The sequence below is a fragment of the Bradyrhizobium rifense genome, assembly GCF_008123425.1.
Lineage (GTDB): Bacteria > Pseudomonadota > Alphaproteobacteria > Rhizobiales > Xanthobacteraceae > Bradyrhizobium > Bradyrhizobium rifense.
In genome coordinates this window covers 169,286-188,638 of sequence record NZ_VSSS01000014.1, presented here as the reverse complement: position 1 = coordinate 188,638, position 19,353 = coordinate 169,286, and the positions used below count along the sequence as shown (strand labels likewise).

General features: G+C 59.2%; 17 protein-coding genes and 1 pseudogene. 7 read left to right on the top strand and 11 right to left on the bottom strand.

What is annotated here, in order from left to right; all coding sequences use genetic code 11:
• Window positions 1–117 precede the first annotated feature (117 nt).
• Window positions 118–1,395, top strand: coding sequence for an MFS transporter (locus FXB40_RS08085; protein ID WP_148771674.1), 1,278 nt, complete (start codon window positions 118–120; stop codon window positions 1,393–1,395).
• An 84-nt stretch (window positions 1,396–1,479) separates the two neighbouring features.
• On the opposite strand, the gene FXB40_RS08080 is transcribed toward FXB40_RS08085, so the two are convergent.
• Window positions 1,480–3,636 (bottom strand): alpha/beta hydrolase fold domain-containing protein, encoded by a 2,157-nt coding sequence (locus tag FXB40_RS08080; protein ID WP_148771673.1) that lies wholly within the window; start codon window positions 3,634–3,636, stop codon window positions 1,480–1,482.
• A 75-nt stretch (window positions 3,637–3,711) separates the two neighbouring features.
• On the opposite strand from FXB40_RS08080, the gene FXB40_RS08075 reads away from it, so the two are divergent.
• Together FXB40_RS08075 and FXB40_RS08070 are read left to right on the top strand one after the other, a co-directional pair.
• A complete protein-coding gene (locus tag FXB40_RS08075; RefSeq protein WP_246207453.1) occupies window positions 3,712–4,404 on the top strand; it encodes a TetR/AcrR family transcriptional regulator in 693 nt (230 codons plus the stop codon).
• Window positions 4,405–5,008: 604 nt separating this feature from the next.
• Window positions 5,009–5,338 (top strand): carboxymuconolactone decarboxylase family protein, encoded by a 330-nt coding sequence (locus FXB40_RS08070; protein ID WP_148771671.1) that lies wholly within the window; start codon window positions 5,009–5,011, stop codon window positions 5,336–5,338.
• A 152-nt stretch (window positions 5,339–5,490) separates the two neighbouring features.
• On the opposite strand, the gene FXB40_RS08065 is transcribed toward FXB40_RS08070, so the two are convergent.
• From FXB40_RS08065 to FXB40_RS08045, 5 genes and pseudogenes are all read right to left on the bottom strand, one after another.
• Complete coding sequence (locus tag FXB40_RS08065; RefSeq protein WP_148771670.1) at window positions 5,491–6,756, bottom strand: TRAP transporter large permease; 1,266 nt, start codon at window positions 6,754–6,756, stop codon at window positions 5,491–5,493.
• Window positions 6,753–7,271 (bottom strand): TRAP transporter small permease, encoded by a 519-nt coding sequence (locus FXB40_RS08060; RefSeq protein ID WP_187436724.1) that lies wholly within the window; start codon window positions 7,269–7,271, stop codon window positions 6,753–6,755. The genes FXB40_RS08065 and FXB40_RS08060 overlap by 4 nt, the downstream gene beginning before the upstream one ends.
• A gap of 26 nt (window positions 7,272–7,297) precedes the next feature.
• Window positions 7,298–8,268, bottom strand: a pseudogene (locus FXB40_RS49025) (TRAP transporter substrate-binding protein).
• A 40-nt stretch (window positions 8,269–8,308) separates the two neighbouring features.
• Complete coding sequence (locus FXB40_RS08050) at window positions 8,309–9,880, bottom strand: aldehyde dehydrogenase (NADP(+)) (protein ID WP_148771668.1); 1,572 nt, start codon at window positions 9,878–9,880, stop codon at window positions 8,309–8,311.
• Window positions 9,881–10,094: 214 nt separating this feature from the next.
• Window positions 10,095–11,006 carry a dihydrodipicolinate synthase family protein gene (locus FXB40_RS08045; protein WP_148771667.1) on the bottom strand — a complete coding sequence of 304 codons (912 nt, stop codon included), beginning with the start codon at window positions 11,004–11,006 and terminating at the stop codon, window positions 10,095–10,097.
• 170 nt (window positions 11,007–11,176) lie between these two features.
• Between FXB40_RS08045 and FXB40_RS08040 the strand changes: the two genes are divergently transcribed.
• Entirely contained in the window at window positions 11,177–11,851 is a 675-nt protein-coding gene (locus FXB40_RS08040) for a GntR family transcriptional regulator (protein WP_148771666.1), read from the top strand.
• Window positions 11,852–11,930: 79 nt separating this feature from the next.
• On the opposite strand, the gene FXB40_RS08035 is transcribed toward FXB40_RS08040, so the two are convergent.
• Genes FXB40_RS08035 through FXB40_RS08020 form a run of 4 tightly spaced genes read right to left on the bottom strand, consistent with a single transcriptional unit; the run spans window position 11,931 to window position 14,868 of the window.
• Window positions 11,931–12,656 carry an amino acid ABC transporter ATP-binding protein gene (locus FXB40_RS08035; protein ID WP_148771665.1) on the bottom strand — a complete coding sequence of 242 codons (726 nt, stop codon included), beginning with the start codon at window positions 12,654–12,656 and terminating at the stop codon, window positions 11,931–11,933.
• A complete protein-coding gene (locus FXB40_RS08030; protein ID WP_148771664.1) occupies window positions 12,649–13,308 on the bottom strand; it encodes an amino acid ABC transporter permease in 660 nt (219 codons plus the stop codon). The genes FXB40_RS08035 and FXB40_RS08030 overlap by 8 nt, the downstream gene beginning before the upstream one ends.
• A 5-nt stretch (window positions 13,309–13,313) precedes the next feature.
• On the bottom strand, window positions 13,314–13,976 hold the full coding sequence (locus tag FXB40_RS08025; RefSeq protein WP_148771663.1) for an amino acid ABC transporter permease: 663 nt from the start codon (window positions 13,974–13,976) through the stop codon (window positions 13,314–13,316).
• A 58-nt stretch (window positions 13,977–14,034) separates the two neighbouring features.
• Entirely contained in the window at window positions 14,035–14,868 is an 834-nt protein-coding gene (locus FXB40_RS08020; RefSeq protein ID WP_148771662.1) for an ABC transporter substrate-binding protein, read from the bottom strand.
• Between the two features lie 215 nt (window positions 14,869–15,083).
• Between FXB40_RS08020 and FXB40_RS08015 the strand changes: the two genes are divergently transcribed.
• Genes FXB40_RS08015 through FXB40_RS08005 form a run of 3 tightly spaced genes read left to right on the top strand, consistent with a single transcriptional unit; the run spans window position 15,084 to window position 18,396 of the window.
• Window positions 15,084–16,334: an NAD(P)/FAD-dependent oxidoreductase gene (locus FXB40_RS08015; protein WP_148771661.1), complete on the top strand. Its 1,251-nt coding sequence runs from the start codon at window positions 15,084–15,086 to the stop codon at window positions 16,332–16,334.
• A gap of 15 nt (window positions 16,335–16,349) precedes the next feature.
• Complete coding sequence (locus FXB40_RS08010; protein WP_148771660.1) at window positions 16,350–17,351, top strand: 4-hydroxyproline epimerase; 1,002 nt, start codon at window positions 16,350–16,352, stop codon at window positions 17,349–17,351.
• Window positions 17,352–17,379: 28 nt separating this feature from the next.
• Complete coding sequence (locus FXB40_RS08005) at window positions 17,380–18,396, top strand: Ldh family oxidoreductase (RefSeq protein ID WP_210352136.1); 1,017 nt, start codon at window positions 17,380–17,382, stop codon at window positions 18,394–18,396.
• On the opposite strand, the gene FXB40_RS08000 is transcribed toward FXB40_RS08005, so the two are convergent.
• Window positions 18,393–19,304 carry a MurR/RpiR family transcriptional regulator gene (locus tag FXB40_RS08000; RefSeq protein WP_148771659.1) on the bottom strand — a complete coding sequence of 304 codons (912 nt, stop codon included), beginning with the start codon at window positions 19,302–19,304 and terminating at the stop codon, window positions 18,393–18,395. The genes FXB40_RS08005 and FXB40_RS08000 overlap by 4 nt on opposite strands.
• Window positions 19,305–19,353 lie beyond the last annotated feature (49 nt).

Below are 19,353 nucleotides of genomic sequence, written 5' to 3'. Positions count from 1 at the left end.
AGATTTTTTCCAGTCGCAGTCGACGCGTTCGCCTCGCGATCCCTGATATCCAAGCGAGCTGCGTCAGAAACTACCAATAAGAGACCCGAATGGGGCCGGCAAGGGAGGACGAGGACGATGACGGACCTGGCTGAAAAGCTGCACGAACGTACGGCTCCCGCATCAGCCTCGCGCTTCGACCGCGCCTGGGGTGTCGTTATCGGCGCAGGCCTCCTGATGTTCATCAACCTCGGACCCGTTCTCTATTACACAGGCGGCATTTTCACGAAGGCGATCACCGACGACACAGGATGGACCAGGGGCACGATTGCAGCCGCCGGCCTGCCGGCAAACCTTCTGATTACCTTGACCCTGCCCCTGGTCGGCTGGGCCGTCGATTCTTATGGCGCTCGGCGCATCGCGCTGCTGTCTTCGATATTGTTCGCCGTCGGCATGTTACTGCTCGGTCAGTTCTCGCAGACACCGGGGTTGTTCGCACTTCTGCTCGTGGTCGCCTACGCTTGCGGCTTCGCATTGACACCGCTGCCATATGCCCAAATCGTATCCGGCTGGTTCGACCGGCGGCGAGGCCTGGCGTTGGGGCTCATGTTGACCATGAGCGGTCTCGGCACAGCGCTGCTTCCGCCACTGAGTTCTGCGCTCATCACGCAATTCGGCTGGCGCCATGCTTATGTTTTCCTGGGGCTCATCGTATTCACGATAGGTGCATTCGCCGCCACCTTTCTCCTGCGTGATCCACCGCAACTCACCGACAAGACTCTCGGTCACGAGGACAAGACGCCGGGATTGTCCGTAAGGGCGGCGCTGGCGGGACGCGCGTTCTGGACGCTGTTCGCAGCATTCTTCCTGATCTCGATCGCGATCGGAGGCGGCAGCACCAGTCTTCCGCTCGTTCTGACGGACCGAGGCGTGTCAGCACAGCAGGCTTCCTTCGTCATGACGATCGTAGGTCTCGCCATGATGGTCGGTCGCCTCTCACTCGGGCTGCTACTCGACAGGATATTTGCGCCGCATCTGACCGCGCTGGTGTTCCTGGCGCCGGCGGTCGCATTCAGCGTGCTGCTACTGACCAACGCCACCGGCGCAAACGCGATGATTGCGGCCGCATTCCTCGGCTTCGGCCTCGGCGCGGAAGTCGACGCGCTGACCTACATCGCCTCACGAGCATTCGGGCTTCGACATTTTGGTCGAATACTCGGCTTTCTCATGGTCGCGTTCACACTCGGCCTGGCGTTCGGACCGACACTGTTCGGGAGGATCTACGATCAGTTCCAGACCTATCAGCTCGCGCTGTGGATCGCTGCCGGAATTTCCGTGCTGTCCAGCGGGCTCATCGTAACCCTGCGGCGAGCTGACCTGCCGTTCACGTCAGAGAGAGCGGGCACTCACATATGAGACTCGAACGCGGATGCACCCAAAAGGCGACCAGATCGGGTTGAGCCGTCATTACGCTTTGGAGTGCGACACGTCCTGCATTTCTCATTCCGCGGCTTGCGAGTGCGCCGCACTCCGTTGCAGATTCCGCCGCGCCCAATCAGCGACCTCGCCCATCGTGCTCTCCGTTTCGGGGAGGAAGGGAAAGATCGTGTAAACATGGACGGAATCCTCTACCAGACGCAGCGTCACGTTGACACCAGCCCTTTCCGCGCGTTCGGCCAGGCGTATGGCGTCGCTGAGCAACACTTCGCCTTGCGTTGCCGTAACGAAAAGCGGCGGCAGGCCGGTGAGATCGCCGAACAGTGGCGACACCAGAGGATCCGTGGGCTCGTGGCCCTGGAAATACGACGCTCCCATGAAGGTCAGGAGATCGCGGTTCGCCGCGGGATCGTCTCCATTGAACGCACGGACGCTCTCGCCCGATAGGGTGAGGTCGGCAAATGGCGCGACCGCGAGGATGCCGGCGGGCATGGGATCGCCGGCCGTGCGGAGTGCGAGCGCCAGCGCGAGGGCAAGGCCGCCGCCAGCGGATTCGCCGGATAGCAAAATTGAACTCGCGGGAACGCCTCTTCCCAGCAATGCACGATACGCGACGACGGCGTCGTCGATCGCAGCTGGATAAGCATGCTCAGGCGCAAGCCGGTAGTCTATGGTATAGCAAACCCCGTCGGCAGCTGTTGCCAACCTGCTTGCATATTCCAGCGACCCCTCGGCCGAACCGATCAGGTAGCCGCCGCCATGGAAGTGCAGCACGACATTGTCGGAGTGAGCTTCCTTTGCCGAGACGCGGAACGCCCTGACGTCGCCGAGTTCGTCCTCTATCGCCTCGAAGCCGCCGGGCAACGGGAAGTTCGTGGTCAGGAAGCGATCATAGGCCTCGCGAAGGCCGTCATGACCACGCGCCACGTCCTCGGGACGGAACGCGTATTTCCAGAGCTCGAAGGCGCGTTGGCTCTCCGGGCGCTGCAGCCGCTTGCCTTCACGCAGGCCGGTGACATTGACGACCTCGCCCGGCGCCCCCTCCACTGCTTTCACGACATTGTAGTCCCATGCCAGACCCCAGCTCGTCTCCGCCAGCGGATCGATGCGCGCCATACCTTTCCAGCGCGCATTGCGATTGCGCAGACGGGCCGTGTCCGTCTCGTGTACGAGCTTCACGGCGGCACGCGCTCCGGCCTGGATGCGCGTCGTGCGTGGCAGGCGACGCCGCTCATACTCGAGGAGCGCGTCCGGGACGTCGTCTTGCCGTCGGGACAGGACGCGCGCGAACGTCCAGGCATCCTCGATGCTCTGTCCGGCACCTGCCGCCAGGAACGGCACCATGGGATGTGCCGCGTCGCCAAGCAGCGTGACGCGGCCCGAACTCCAGCTGTCGATCGGATCGCGGTAGTACATGCCGGTGATGAAGGCCGTCTTCGACTGCTCGAGCATGGCCCGCGCCCGCGGCTCGGCATCTTCGAAAGAACGGAGCATTTCGGCAATGTCGCCGCTCTCGGTCCAGGATTCGCGGCGTACCTCATCGGCCGGCACCGAAGCCAGGATGCTGTACAGATTTTTAGGCCGCACCCAATAGGTGATCAGCGTGCGGCCAGGCCCGAACCAGTAGTTGCCGCGCTCGGGAAGCTCGAGGCCTTCGAGGCGCTCTGCCGGAATCAATGAGCGCCACATCAGAATATTAGAGAAATGCTTCTCTTCCTGCCCGCGCAGATACTGTCGCACGACGGAGTGAATGCCATCACACCCCACCAATACGTCGCCCTTCAGCGTCTCGCCGGTCTGCAGCCTGACCTCGACCGCGTCATCGGACTGCGAGATCGCCACACAACGGGCGCCCAGCCGCTTCGATTCCGCAGGGACAGCGTCGAACAGCAACTGAATGAGATCGCTGCGATGGACGTTGTACATCGGCGCTCCGTAGCGGCGGGCCGCCTCATCGCCGAGCGGCGCCTGATAGAGCAGGCGCCCCGTGCGCAGATCGCGATAGTCGTAGGATTCAGGTTTGACGCCGACGGCTTGCATGGCGGTTTCGAGCCCCAGTTCGCGGAGCACGATCGCGGCATTGCTGGCGATCTGAATGCCGGCGCCGACCTCGTTCAGCCCTTCTGCCTGTTCGAGGACGACCACCTCGATGCCGTGATGACGCAACGCAATTGCAGTCACCAGTCCGCCGATGCCGCCACCTGCTACGAGCACGCGCATAGTTCGTTTCCTCATCTTGACCTATTAAGTGATTTCACTTAACTTAGGTTCAGGCAGGTTTGAATGTCAAGCAGAATGAAAACGGTGCCCCGCGCCGCCTCGGAACAGACCAAAGACCAGATCAAGATGGCGGCGCAAATGCTATTCGGGCGCCATGGTATCGACGCCGTGACGGTTCAGCAGATTGTCGATGCCGCCGGACAGCGGAACAACGCCGCGCTGTACTATCACTTCCGGACCAAGGAAGAGCTGATCCGGCAGATGGTGGTCGATGGCGCCGCCGTGCTCGATGCGCGACGGCGCGAAATGCTCGACGACATGGAAAAGCGCGGCGGCCCGGCGAGCATTCGCGAGGTGATGCTGGTCCTGTTCATGCCGGTCATCGAACTCGGCGAGGACGAACGGTGGCGCGGCTATATCCGATTTATCTCACACCTCCAGGCATCCGATCCCACGACGCTACGCGATGCGCTGAACAACCGGTGGAACGCCGGCTACGTCGAGTGCGTCAATCATCTGAAGCGGATGTTGCCCGGACCCGCGGCCATCGTCGAACAGCGCCTTTCGATGTTGGCGATCTATTCCAACGCGGTTCTGTCTGCACACGAAGCTGCGCTGGAATCACGGAATACCAGGAGCAGTCGTCTGTGGGGCCAGCCCTTCACCATCGAGAACATCCTCGACATGCTGGAGGCTGCGATCACCTGCCCGCCTTCGCAGGCCACCTTGCAGACCGCCATGGCGGAGACGCCCGCTGCGCGACAATAGTATCCGGCCCAATGTCGGCTTCGCTCCGTGAGCGATTTCCATTGCTTGCTACCGCCGACCGGATAGTCCTTCGGTTGGTTTGAATAGTAGCGCTGGTTCTGCCCCACCTCCTCGTTCAAGACGAGAACGGTGAACAGCTTATGTCCAACTGCCCGCTCCAACGCACGGTCGAGCTTGGCCAGGAGAGCGTAGGGCTGCCCCTCCTCCGTCCCCGCCTGCGCAAGCTCGTTTATGGCGGCCAGATGAGCGCTCGGATCAGACGCGGTATCGGTATCCGCGGCGGCGAGAGATCGTCCCCACATCGATTTCGCGAAGATCGTCCCCAGCCCTCCCGTCAATAAACTGCGGCGGGCCACAGTCAAGGAGCTGATTGGCGAGACTGACACTGTCATCTCCCTATTCATGAATAGCTACCCAACAAATCTGTTCCAGGCGAATGAGGGCCGAGGATTTGCCAACTGAGTCACTTCGACAAGCTACTCTATGATTTCGACGCCCAGCCATAGCGCCGCGCGTCGAGGACGCACCCGCTGCATCGCGTCCGCTCCTGCAAAAGATCGTCCTGTCCACTCCGGGCGGGCGCGCCGCAAACCTCCATGCCCAGATGGCGCATTCTCCGGCGGTCCTCACGGCGTACTCGTCGCTGCGCGCGGTGCTGACCGAGCACGGCACTTTCGACCCGAAAGTCGGTGCGGCCCTGACTCTCGCGTCCGCGGCCGGCGTCGGCAACGGCTACATGATTCGCATCGCCGGTCGGCTCGCACAAATGAACGGCTGGACCGAAGAGCAGGTCACCGCCCTCCAGACGGGCAAGCCGACAGCGACCCCAAGATCAACTCGCTCGCCGGCCTGGTCGGGAAGGCGGCTGCCAATTCGGGAAACGTTACCGATACCACCTGGAAAACCGCTCAACAAGACCGATCTAGACGTTTGACCGAGTGGTCTGCGGCGGTCACGGAATGCTGAATGAGACATTTCGACAAGCTGATTCTTTAACTTGTCGAAACGACGCCAATCTGAGGCGAGTCGGGCGAAGCACGGCACATAATTGTCGTGTGAATTTGGCAACGAAGCCGATTGTGCCCTTTAGTGCATCCGGTTCGGGAGCATGAGCGCGATCTCGGGAAAGATCGAGACCAGCGCCAAGTCAATCAATAGGACGCCGATGAAAGGTAAGATCGCGCGCGTCGCTTGTTCGAGGCGAACGCCGCTAATGGAGCAGGCAGTATAGAGGCAGAAGCCGACGGGCGGCAGGTTTATGCCGATAGCAGAATTTATTAGCAACACGACCCCGAATGCCACCGGATCTACGCCGAGCTGAAGGGCGAGTGGCATGAATACCGGCACAATCACAACAATGCTGGAAATTGTCTCAAGGGCCGTGTGCATCACGATGAAAAAAAGATTTACCAAGAGCAGAAAGATCAGGCGCGAGTTCGTCCACGCCGAGAACAGCGCAGCAACTTTGTGGGGTACCTCCATCTCGGTGAGATATCTTCCGACGATGAAGGCGACGCCCAGAAGGAAAGCGACTCTGGCCGTGTTCACTGAAGTCGCAGCGAGGACACGCGGTAAGTGCGACAGGCGCAGCTCGCGGTGCACGAGCGTCCCCACTAAGATCACATAGATTGCCGCGATGACACCGGCCTCAACGGGCGTGAATACGCCGAATAAAATGCCCCCTAGTACGACGAGAGTGGCTCCAAGAGACCAGATAGCACGTACGAAGGTTCGCGCCAGCCGCACCGCCGAGAAGCTTTCCACCGCGAGATAGCCTCGCCGCACCGCCACGGCATGGTTGACCATCATGAAAGAGGCGACGACGAGTAGTCCGGGCACAAGGCTCGCCATGAACATATGCGCGACCGATACGTTTGCGGTATAGGCGTAGACGATCATGCACATCGCCGGCGGAAACAGGAGACCAAGCGAACCGGCTGCGGACTGAAGCGCGGTCGCAAATGCGGCCGAATAGCCCTTACTTTGCATCCCCGGAATCATGATTGATCCGATTGCGGCCGTATCGGCCGTCGCCGAGCCTGAAATATCGGCGAAGAACATGCTAGCCACGATCGTGACGTGTCCCATGGCACCGCGCATCCATCCCACAAGTGCCTGGGCGAAGTCGATCAGGCGCCGCGACATGCCCGCGTGCTCCATAACCGCACCCGTCAACATAAAAAAGGGTATGGCGAGCAAATTGTAGCTCGCCAGATTGGAAAAGAATTGCTGCGGGACGACGAGGAGGTTCACTCCGCCAAGCCAGAGCGCGAGAGTACCAGCTAGGCCAAGGCAAAGCGCTACGGGAACTCCAAATGCCAACAGCGCCAGCGCGACAAATAGCGGAATCATGCGATTTCTCTAGCGTCGACTGCAGCCGATGACGTTGCCGGAGTGCCCTCAACAACCAAAGCAACGGCATGAATGACCATGCAGGCCCCCGCATAGGGAATCGAGGCATACGGATAAGCCATCGAGAGCGGAATCGCCGAGCCGGTCTCTTCGCCAATAAACTCCACCAGGCGACCGCCGTAGATCAGAAAAATCAGACTAAGAGCCATAAGCGCGAGGGGTGACAGCCAGCTCGATATGGATGCGATCCAGGACGGACCGAAAACGACAAGGGCATCCACTTGAGGGTGCGACCGCTGTCGAAATGCGACCGACGCCCCGAGACAAGTCAACCAAACGAACAGATACATGTTCGCTTCCTCGGCCCATGGCAGAGCGGCATGCAACGCAAAGCGGAACAGAACCCCTAGTGCCGCGATGCACAGTATCGCAAAGAGTACCGTGCCGCCGAGAGCGAGATTGAGGGTGAGCAGCGCCCGGTCCACGCGGAGGATGATCGCCTTGAACGTTGCCATAGCCGCCGATCCTACTGCTTCGCTCATTATTTTTTGGCGCCTTGGAGCCCCGCCAGCCAGGTTGCGCCGTCAGGCGTGTCGGCTACGATCTCCCGGCCCGCCGCTTCAGTTGCCGCCTGCCACTCCTTTAGGTCTGCGGGTACAGAGACTTCGAGACCGCGCTTCTTTAGTTCCGCAAGAGCCTCGTCGTACTGCCTATGATAAGAGGACTCGTGCACCGCAGAGGCTTCCAGCGCAGCATCACGGATCGCGGCCTGTGTCTGCGGGTCGAACTTGGCAAATGCCGCCTTGGACATCAGCAGGGCGACCGGCATGTGATTTACGTGTGACAGGACAAAGTGTTTGGAAACCTCCGCGAACTTGTCCTGGATCATGAGCTCAGGGGAGCTTTCGGCCCCATCCACGACCCCTTGCTGAAGGGCGAGGTACAGTTGGCCATACGGCAGCGGCACCGGATTCGCTCCGAGCGTCTTGTAAGCTTTGACGAACCCCGGGCTCTGTATGACGCGAATCTTGAACCCATCCAGATCCTCAAGCTTCATGACAGGCTTCTTCGCTGAGACGAAAGCCACGACAACCCCACCATGCCCTGACGATCGACGAGGTCGAGGAGCTTACGTCCGGTCTCACTGCGTAGTGCCCTATTTGCCTGATCGACGGAGTCGAAGAGATAGGGCACGTCGAAAATCTGCCACTCCTTGATCGTGTTGACGACCGCGGCCTGACTTGTCACGAGCACGTCCTGCGTACCCATGCGCAATGCCTGGACCTCCTGTACTTCGCCTCCAAGCTGCCCCTGCGGGAAGATTTTCACGACCACTTTCCCCGCCGTCTTAGACTTGAGGGCTTCAGCGAAGGCTACGGCCGCCGCGTGATAGTGGCTGTCCGACGTGAGCACGTGCCCGAGCTTCAGCTCGACTTGGGCGAATGCGACGGTTGGGATACCCAGAGCAAAACCTACGAGCGCAGCGAGCGCGCCACGCGTTGACCAAGACATGATGCCTCTCCTAAGACAAAAGACGGAATCCAACCTTTTTTCAAACGAATATGCCGTTTTCCATTCGACGGACGGATTCAGGATTCCGATCCCTCAACACTTGAGGCAGCAGATCGTCCGGGGTGTCTTGGTAGCAGATCGGTCGAAGGAAGCGCTCGATCGCGAGTGAACCAACAGAGGTGGAGCGTCCGTCCGATGTGGCGGGATAAGGTCCCCCGTGGACCATCGCGTGAGCGACCTCGACCCCGGTGCCAAACCCGTTCACGAGTATTCGGCCTGCCAGCCCTTCAAGCGCCGGGAGCATCTTTCGCGCGGAATCGTGGTCCTCGGGATCGATATGGATCGCGATCGTCAATTGCCCCTCAAGGCTATGAACGACCTTTTCAAGCTCGTTTTGATCGGTACAGCGAACGACGAGCGATGCCGCCCCGAAGATTTCGTCATGCAGATCGACGCCTGCCAGGAAAGTTCTCGCATCGGTGGAAAAAATGACCGACTGAGCCGCCCGTCCCGATGCAGGCAATCCTTGGGCGAGCAGTTCGACACCACGGCGACCAGCGCGCTGCTCGACAGCCGCGCCGTAGCTCTTGCGGATTCTATCGGTGAGCATCGTCGCGGCGGGAATCCCGGACAATGCGTCTTTAGCGCCGCGGATAAACTCTTCAAGTCCGTTGCCTTGTTCGGCCAAGATCAATCCCGGACTCGTGCAGAATTGACCTGCCCCAAGTGTGAGCGAACTTGCGAAGGCCCGCCCGATTGCGGCCCCTCGTCGAGCCAAGGCAACGGGGAAAAGGATCACGGGATTGATAGAACTCATCTCGGCATAAACCGGAATGGGCTGATTGCGAGCGGCCGCAATCTTCATGAAAGCCTTCCCGCCGCTACGCGATCCGGTAAAGCCGACGGCACAAATTTTGGGATGGGCGACAAGCGCCTGACTGATGTCGTTGCCGCTATCGTATAAGAGGGAAAAGACTCCCTCAGGAAGATCGCAGGCTTGGACCGCGCGTCGCACCGCCAGGCCGACCAGTTCAGAGGTACCGGGATGAGCAGAATGTGCTTTGACGATCACGGGGCAGCCGGCCGCCAAGGCCGACGACGTATCACCTCCCGCCACTGAAAATGCGAGCGGGAAATTGGACGCTCCAAAGACTGCTACGGGTCCGAGTGGCGCCTTCATGAGTCTCAAATCCGGCCGCGGAGACGGTTTGCGGTCAGGCTGGCCCGGATCAATACGCGCCTCTAAAAATGACCCGTCACGAACGACCGCCGCAAAGAGCCGGAGTTGGCCAACCGTTCGCGCCCTTTCGCTTTCGACTCTGGCTCGGGGCAGCCCGGTTTCCGCCATGCAACGCGAGATTAAGTCTTCGCCAAGCTCCGCGATCTCGTCTGCGATCTTCGAAAGAAAACGGCTTCTCAAGTGAAGCGAGGTTTGCCGATAGATCCCGAAGGCCTGCCAAGCCAGGGCCGCTGCGTCTTCCAGGTCCGCAATCGTCGCGCCGCCAAACGATCCCTCCAGCGGCTCGCCGGTAGCCGCATCCAAGCCAAAGAACGCACCGTTATTGCCGCGCCTTGCGCTGCCGCCGATCAAGAGATTTCCAGAGATCATCATGTCAACAACGCTCCAGTACGAAATGTCTGCGGAAGGCCCATCCACAGTCACTGACATCCACTAGCTGGACGGCTGATTCGATCAGTGCCGGGAGGATTGTTTGATTGAGGCGGCAACCGCTGCGCCAGTTTGCCTCTCCCAAATCTACCAACTCACCGATCGCACGCAGGCCCCGACACTGTCGGGGCCTGAGAATAATCAGAAGCTGAAGGAATCAAGCAGCCTTCCGGTCGCGGCGATCCAGAGCAGTGATCGCTGCGTTCACGGTGGTGACGACGTGTTCACGTTCGGGGCCAACCAGCGGCATCCGAGGGGCGCGCGTCCATTCGGGAGCGCCGTAGACAAGGTTCTCGGCGAGCTTGATGTACTGGACCAGCTTCACGTGAGTATCGAGATGGAAGGACGGCGTCAGAATGTGGTAGAGCTTCCGCGCTTCTGCGAATTTCTCCTGAGCGCACAAGCTAAAGATCTCGACACATTCAGCCGGCCAGACGTTCGTCATGCCGGATACCCAGCCCGTCACTCCAAGCGCGGAACTTTCGACAATGAGATCATCGACGCCGCAGAAAACGCTGAATCGATCGCCGAGTTCGATGTACGTATCAGTGACGCGACGGATGTCGCCGGTCTCTTCCTTCACGCATACGATCTCAGGCGTATCGACGAGCTGTTTCAATACGGCCGGCGTTACATCAACCCCGTAGGTGATCGGGTTGTTGTAGATCATGATGGGCAACGACGAGGCGCTGGCGATGCCCTTGTACCACTCCGCCGTCTCGCGATCGTCCGTTTTGTAGCCGAGGCTTGGGAAGACCATCAGCCCCTGCGCGCCGACCGTCTCATACAACTTTGCATTGGCCTTGGCGGCGCTCAGATTCGTTTCAGCCAGGCCGGACAGGAGAGGCACTTTACCTTTCGTCACCTCGGCGGCCGCGCGGATAACCGATTCTCGTTCAGCGAGCGTAAGCGATGCATTTTCGCCAAGCATTGGCAGAACGATCACGCCTGAAACCCCAGCCTTGATCAGTCTGTGGATGCTGGACTGAGTAGCCGTTAGATCCACGTTGCCATCTTGGGTCATTTTGGTGGTGACCGCCGGAAAAACGCCGGTCCATTTCTTCGTCATGAGATCCATCTCCTGTGACAGGCCAACTGGATCCAATCTACAGTAGTTTATATTACATGTCTACTTCCTTCCAACGACGAGGTGGGCTAAGGTTTCACGGCAGTGATTCCGAAAGCGGCCATGGATCCTGTTTTTTGGATTCAGCCAGCGAGGGCTCAGAACGGAAGGTAATGAAAGTGACTACCCGCGAAGCGCGATCGGTGAATCCTATCGCTCGACAGAGTTTGCCCGATGCGATCGCCGTTGAGCTGCGCGAGAGAATTCTCAACGGCGAGTTCAAGGACGGCGACCCGATCGTTCAAGAGGCCATTGCGGAGGAATACGAAGTGAGCCGCATGCCCGTGCGCGAAGCGCTTCGGCAACTGGAGGGGCAGGGCTTAGTCGCGCTTAAGACCCACAAGGGCGCGATCGTGACCTCCATGAAGAAGGAAAAAGTCAGCGAGCTCTTCGATCTGCGAGCTCTACTCGAATGCGACATTCTTGCACGCGCACTACCGCACTTCGGTCCTTCAGATGCTGCCGCGGCTCAGGATTTCCTAAACCAGCTCGAGGGCGCGTATCAACGCCGGGACACGGCCGAATGGGGTAAGTTGAACTGGCAGTTTCATAGGAGCCTGTATTTACCCGCGAACAGGCCAGAGACGCTATCAGTTCTCGAAGGGATCAATATTCAAGTCGAGCGTTTCATTCGGGTTCAACTCGTGATGACCGGCGCGGTCGCCGCAGCCGAGCGAGAGCACCGCGACCTTCTGAGCCTGTGCACGGAACGAAATCCGACCGCCGTCGACTACCTCCGAAAACATATCTTGGATGCCGCGAAGTTGCCGTCCTCGATATCAGCCTGAATAAGGCGTTCGGCACCACGCCTGGTTGCTTCACGCGACCAGCCCACGTCGGGGCGCATCTTAGTCCTTCGGCTTTGGTTTAATGTAGCACGCGCTGCAGGAACTGGCGGGTCCGCTCTTCCTTCGGATCATTGATCACCTGGCGCGCAGGTCCTAACTCGCAAATCACCCCCTGGTCGAAGAACGCGACGCGGTCACCGGATTCACGAGCAAAGGCCACGTCGTGGGTGACGACGATCATGGTCATCCCGCTCTCTTTGAGCTTGCGTAGAGTATCCAAGACTTCGCCCACGAGTTCTGGATCCAGCGCCGATGTTACCTCGTCGAACAGCATGTAAGCAGGCTTCATCGCCAAGGCTCGAGCAATGGCCAACCGTTGTTGCTGCCCGCCCGAAAGCCCGGACGGCTTCATATCCGCTTTGCTGCCCAGCCCAACATAGTCCAGATGCTCGCGAGCCAAATCGAGCGCATCGCGGCGTGACTGCTTCTTTACGACGCGCGGCGCCAACGCGACGTTCTCAAGAGCCGTGAGATGAGGAAAAGCATTGTACTGTTGGAAAACAATCCCAAGCTTCTGCCTGAGGGTGTTCAGATTTGTATCTCGGGCGTGCACGTTGGTTCCGTCGACGATGATGTTACCACCCTGGATCGATTGAAGACCGTTGATACACTGCAGCAGCGTCGACTTTCCAGACCCGCTGCCGCCGATGAGACACAGCACTTCGCCTTTTTCGATCGACAGGTTGATGCCCTTGAGCACCTCCAGCGTACCGAACGATTTGCGCACGTTCTCAATCTCAATCATGCTGGAAGGTCCTTTCGAGCCTACGGCTGTAAAGTGAGATAGGGTAGCAAATGGCGAAGTAGAACAGCCCGGTACCGGCGAGCACGAGAAGTGCTTCGTTCGTACGATTGATCAAGACTTGCGATGCGCGCAGAAGCTCGACGTACCCGACGACACTGACCAGAGCCGTATCCTTCGTCAGCGCTATGACAGTCCCAATCCAACCAGGGAAGAAAGTTCGAAGAGCGAGTGGAGCGGAGACATAGCGAAGCTCCTGCCAATAGCTCATGCCGAGCGATCTACTCGCCCACTTCAACTGAAACCGCACAGCGCCAAGCCCGGCTCTGACCAGTTCGGAGGTCAGAACACCCATGTAGAGACTGAGGACAATGACCCCAACCCACAGTGGCTCCAGCGGAATGCCAGCCAGCGCGAAGGAACTATTGACCAGAATGAACTGGATTATCAACGGAACGCTGCGGGTTACGTCAACGTAGGGTGCAAGAACAACCCGCGCGACCGGCACGTCTTGCCTCAGCCAGCCGATCACGACGCCAATCAAGGTACCGAACGTAGCGGCGGCAAGTGTGAGGATGAGGGTATTCCAGACGCCCAAGAGGACATACGGTAGATCCGACCATTGGAGTCCTGAATACGGCAGCTGGAATTGCATCGCGTTCACCTCCCAAACAGACGCCACGACGCCAATTGGGCGAGCGTTTCAATCGCTTTGGCCATGACATAGTAGATACAGGCCGCGACGATGAAGAATTCGAATGTTCGGAATGACTCCGACTGCGCCGCCTGCGTTGCTCCAGTCAGTTCGCGCAGCCCAATAATCATTCCAAGCGAACTGTTCAACAGCGCCCAGTTCAGTTGATTCACGTATGGAAAGAAAACGACTTGAAAGACTTGAGGGAAGACGACATACGCGTACGCCGAAAATGCACTCATACCTAACGAGCGTGCGGCCGATAGTTGCTGTGGCGGCACCGAATTCAGGCCACCTCGAAAGGTTTCTGCCAGATAGCCGGCGTTGTTGAACGTCAGTGCCGCCACCATCGCAAAATAGCTTGGCAGATGTATATGGAGGGATCCAAGGCCGAAATAGACCATGTACACTTGGAATAGCGCCGGCGTGTTTCGCGCCAGCTCAACCCAACCAGTTGCAAAGGCGTGCCCGACACCCTCCCTTGCACGCCGCCAGAGCGAAAGCGGCAAAGCGAGCGCGGTACCGAAGATCATCGAAAGAATGGTGACCTCAAGCGTGATCCGCGCGCCCTGAAGCAACTCAGGAAACTTCTCCCAGACGATCGACCAGTAGAATGTGTAATTGAACATCGCGCCGCCTCCTAAAACCTGTGAGGTGGCGCTCGAGAAGCGATCCACCCCACTGCGATCAGAAGTCCACGCCCGGCACGCTCAGCGATGGAGGTTCGCTGCCACCAAAGTATTGGGAATAGAGCTCTTTGTAGCGACCCGTCCTTACCTGCGACCAGACGAACACACGCACCCAGCTCAAAAGGTCTCGGTCGTCTTTTCGGACAGCGATGCCGCAAAGATCTGCTGGCGTCGGCGCTTCGCCCTTGATCACCAAGGTGGGAAATTGGCCGCTCCGAACGAGAGCACCCGCCGAAGCGTTACCAAGAATAATCCCGTCGATCTTCCCCTGCGTTAGCGCGAGATAGCTTTCCGCTTCGGAGCCGTAACCGGTGTAAGAACCCTTCGCGTCTTTCCAGGCGCCGTAGAGAGACTTGAGCTCCTGTTCGGTCGTCGTGCCCGTTACTCCGCCGATCGCCCTCCCCTTCATGTCGTCGAATTTTTCGACGCCAGTGTCGTTACGGGTCAGAACCACATTCGTGTAGCTGACATAAGGTTGAGAAAAAGCCACAGTCAGCGCGCGTTGCGTGGTGATCGACGCAGACGCAATCAGGACGTCGATTCGGTTCGAGACCAGAGCAGGAATCCGCTCCGAGGAAGGTGTCTCGATAATCTGCGCGGTCGCGCCGAGGGCCTTGGCCATATCCTTGCAATAAGCGACATCATAGCCATCAGGCTCGTTCTTTTGGTTGCGGAAGCCTGCGGGCGGATAATCGAGTTGCACCCCGCATCGCAGCGTCTTCGATTGAACGATTTTATCCAGCGCGGACTGCGCATGGGCGGCGGAGCCACCCGCAAATGCCGCGAGCACTAAGGATACCAGCGCACCTCGACCCCAACTCTGACGCGACATCAGGCTCTCTCCCTCTGAAAAGCAGACTTGGTAAATCCGGCAATGTCGACATTATGGATCCAATCTACAATTGTCAAGTCTGCTGAAAGTGGGCTGGAGTGCCTTTGGCGAAGTTTATTTGGCATTTTTGACCCTTGAGGCCAACGCATCCTCCGTCCTTGAAGGGCTTGACGAGCTTTGTGGATCCAATCTACAAATATGGGTCAGGAGAAGCCGTGTCAGCGCAATCTGCAATCGTGATCGGAGCCGGAGTCGTCGGGCTATCCACGGCGTTTCATCTCGCCGCCGAAGATCTGACCGTTACCGTCGTGGATCGCGACCCTCTCGGGGATAAGGCATCATTTGGAAATGCTGCCGGGATTGCTGTGACAGAAGTCGTTCCCGCTTCGGTGCCAGGCCTTGCCCTCAAGATTCCAGGATGGCTGCTCGATCCACTCGGCCCTCTCGCGGTCCGCCCTGCGCACGCACTCAAACTTCTGCCTTGGCTCTGGGCCTTTTCACGCGCGGGTCGCCCGGAAGAAGTTGAGCGTATTGGGGCGGCGCTCTCGGCCTTGAACAGCCGAGTCTACGATGATCTCGAACCGATGCTTGACGCGTGCGGGCTTTCTGGAGAACTCCAGCGCCGTGGCGCACTCACCGTTTACGAGAGCGAGAAGGCTTTCAGGAACGACGCCGAGGAGTGGAGCTTCAAACGCCGTCACGGGATAGAGGTACGCGCTCTATCGGGAGATGAAGCGCGCGAATTCGAGCCAGCGCTCAGCCCGGTCATAACTAACGCGATCCTCACACCGCAATGGTCGCATATCAATGACCCTAAAGCACTCGTTGACGGGTTGCGCTCGTGGCTGATGCGCGAAAGAGGGGTTCAGATCCTAACGGGCGAGGTACGAGGTTTCGTCACCCAGGATTCACAAAGAGCCACGCTGTACTGCGAAGACGGGAGAGAATTCTCGGGCGACTTTGTCGTGGTCGCCGCTGGTGCCTGGTCGGGCGTTCTCGCCCAGACGCTGGGCGATCGCGTGCTCCTCGAGAGTGAGAGAGGTTACAATACGACCTTGCCAGAGCCAGGCGTAGAGATCTCTCGTGAGATCATCTTCGCCGAGCGCAAGTTCGTTGCAACGCCCCTCAGCATCGGCTTGCGCATCGGAGGTGCGGCTGAGTTCGGTGGCCTCGATGCAGTCGCGAACTACAAGCGTTCAGAAGCTTTGGTTTCATTGGCCTCGCGCTACTTTCCCAAACTCAACCCGCGCGGCGGGACGGCCTGGGCGGGCCATCGACCTGCGACCCCGGATAGCCTACCGGTGATCGGCAGAGCTCGGCGTTGTCCGAACGTGATTTATGCGTTTGGCCACGGGCATCTCGGCCTGACTCAAGCCGCCACAACAGGCCGGATCGTCGCGGATTTGGTCAAGGGGCGCCCTGATTCGATCAATCTCTCACCCTATTCCATATCTCGCTTCAACTGAGCCAAGAGTTGCGCCATGGCACGCCACACATTCTTCTGCATCGACGCTCACACTTGCGGAAACCCGGTTCGTGTCGTTGCAGGCGGCAGTCCCCTCCTGCCCGCGGTTTCAATGGCCGAGAAGCGTCAGATTTTTGTCAGGGACTATGATTGGATCCGGCGCGCACTCATGTTTGAACCGCGCGGACACGATGTCATGTCCGGAACGATCCTGTATCCTTCGTCTCGCGATGACTGCGACGTTGGCGTGCTCTTCATCGAGGTCAGCGGCTGTCTGCCGATGTGTGGCCATGGCACGATCGGAACGGTAACGGCAGCAATCGAGGAAGGCCTCGTCGTTCCGAAGGAAGAAGGACGCCTCGCGATCGAGGCGCCGGCCGGCCGCGTGGCGATCGAATACCTCAAGAACGGACAGTACGTTGAGGAGGTCAGGCTCTTCAACGTGCCCAGTTACCTTCACGCACAAGACGTCACCCTGAACGTACCCGGCCTGGGTTCAATCGTCGTTGACCTATCCTACGGCGGAAACTTCTACGTGATCATTGAACCTCAGGCCAACTGGTTGGGCCTTGATGGAATGTCGGCTGACGAAATCAAGCGGTTGAGCCCGTTGGTGCGCGCCGCCGCGGAGCGAGCTCTGGCGCCCGTACACCCGGAGGACGAGCGCATCCGCGGCGTCAGCCACGTCATGTGGTGCGACAAGCCAAAATCGCCAAAAGCAGACGCGCGCAACGCCGTGTTCTACGGAGACCATGCCATCGATAGATCGCCGTGTGGAACAGGCTCCTCCGCTCGCATGGCGCAACTCGTGGCACGCCGGCGCTTGGCCGCGGGAGACAATTTCGTCCATGAAAGTATCATAGGCACCATGTTCAATTGTCGCGTCGAGGGCGAGACTTCAGTCGGCTCAAAGCCGGCAATCCTGCCCAGCGTTGCAGGTTGGGCCCGCGTGATTGGCCACAATACCATCTACGTCGACGATCGTGACCCGCTCGCTCACGGTTTCCAGTTGGCCTGAACAGCGTCTTCAGTTGATCGAGTGCACAATGAGCCAAACCGACGCCGTCCGCATGTCGCTCGATCAGGTTCGCGACCTTGCCAGGCGCATCCTGTCGCACTATGGCCTCGCGCCCGACCATGTAGCTGCAGTCGCCGAAACGATCGTGGCGAGCGAACGCGACGGCTGCACCTCACACGGAGTGTACCGTCTGATCGTCTGCGCCCGGACGCTCGCCAGCGGGAATGTGGTCCGAGACGCCGTTCCAGAAGTCTCGAACACCGCGCGGTCGATGACGCGGGTCGACGCTAAGGGCGGATACGCCCAGCTTGCATTCGAAATGGGGCTTCCCACGCTCGTCGAGAATGCAAAGCAAACAGGTATCGCCGCGCTGGCGATCAATAACTGTGTTCATTTCGCAGCGCTGTGGCCGGAAGTCGAGCGCCTGGCGAATCTAGGTCTCGCCGCCCTCGCCTGCACGCCAAGCCACGCATGGGTAGCGCCCGCCGGGGGCACGAAGCCCGTCTTTGGAACCAATCCAATTGCCTTCGGCTGGCCGCGTCTCGACGGTCCACCTTTCGTTTTCGATTTCGCTACGAGCGCGGTCGCACGTGGTGAGATCGAACTGCATCATCGTGTTGGGAAACCCATTCCGATCGGCTGGGGCCTCGACACCGACGGGCGACCGACAACGAGCGCCGGTGACGCGCTGGCCGGTGCCATGCTCGCCTTCGGCGGACACAAAGGCTCCGCACTGGCTGTCATGGTTGAGTTGCTGGCAGGGCCGCTGATTGGCGACATGACGAGCGCGGAATCGTTGGCAGCCGATGCAGGGCGAAAATCGTCTCCGCTCGGAGGAGAGCTGATCGTCGCCATCGATCCAGTTGGATTCCTGGGCGTTTCGACCAACCACCATATTCGCAGAGCGGAGGCTCTGTTTGAGGCTATCACGACACAGGGAGCGCGCTTGCCCTCACAACGACGATACGAAAGCCGGAAGCGAAGCGTTGCTGACGGCGTGTTAATCCCGCGCTCCCTCCACCAAGATCTCGTTGCTTTGCTCTAGGGTTGGAACTTCGGGGAATTGAAGTGCAGGAGATCAAACTCCTGCCACTGCTTCTCTGCGGCAGCGATTGCTTTCGCGCTTCTCTCTGGGTCCAGCTTCACAAGCTGAGCGCACACACTTTCGACGATCGAGAGGCTGGGTACGATCGAAGGAAAGAACGAGGCACCTTCAGATGGGACCACCAAGATCCGGTCCGCGAGCTCAGCGATCGGCGAGACCAATTGGTCCGAGATCAGATAAACGGGTGCACCTCGACGTTTTGCCTCGCGCGCAGCGGCGATGGATGAGTTGTACAATCGCCAAAACGTTATCGGAATGAGGACATCTCTGTCTGTTAGATCAGCGAGTGCGTTGGTCAGGACGACTGTATCGTCCAGAACCTCGCATCGATAGCCAGCCACTCCTGCATGGTGAGCTAACGTTCTTCCGACCGCAGCAAAGCTTCCCGACGCAACAATAAGGCGTCGCTTCGCCGATGAGATAGCTTTTGCAAAATCCAGGATGACCGATCGATCGATCGCCCGCTTCATGGCAGCCAGGTGCTCAATATGCTTGCCTATAGTCGCGTCAAAGGGCGCTTGCGTTGATGAAGCTTCGTGAACAACCGCAAGCTCAGGTGCGCTCAAGAGGCCGAGATAGCGAGCGCGGATCTCCTGACGCCACTCCGGCCAGCCCGAGAATCCGAAGGATTGAGCACTCCGCGTAACGGTAGCGACGTTGACGCCCGAAGCCCCCGCCATCTCAGACGTGGAGGCATAGGATGCAAGCTCTGGATTGGTGATGACTGCGTCCAGAACGTGGTGAACCGCTTTCGACGGAACCTTGTTGGCAGCAAGCGCGCGGAGCCAATCCTCAACCGGCCGCCCATTCAGCCCCGGTCTTGCAACGATTTTTGTATCTTTTGTCATCGGCGAGTCATATTGCAATTATTTTTGCAGATGGCATACTGCTCCAGCC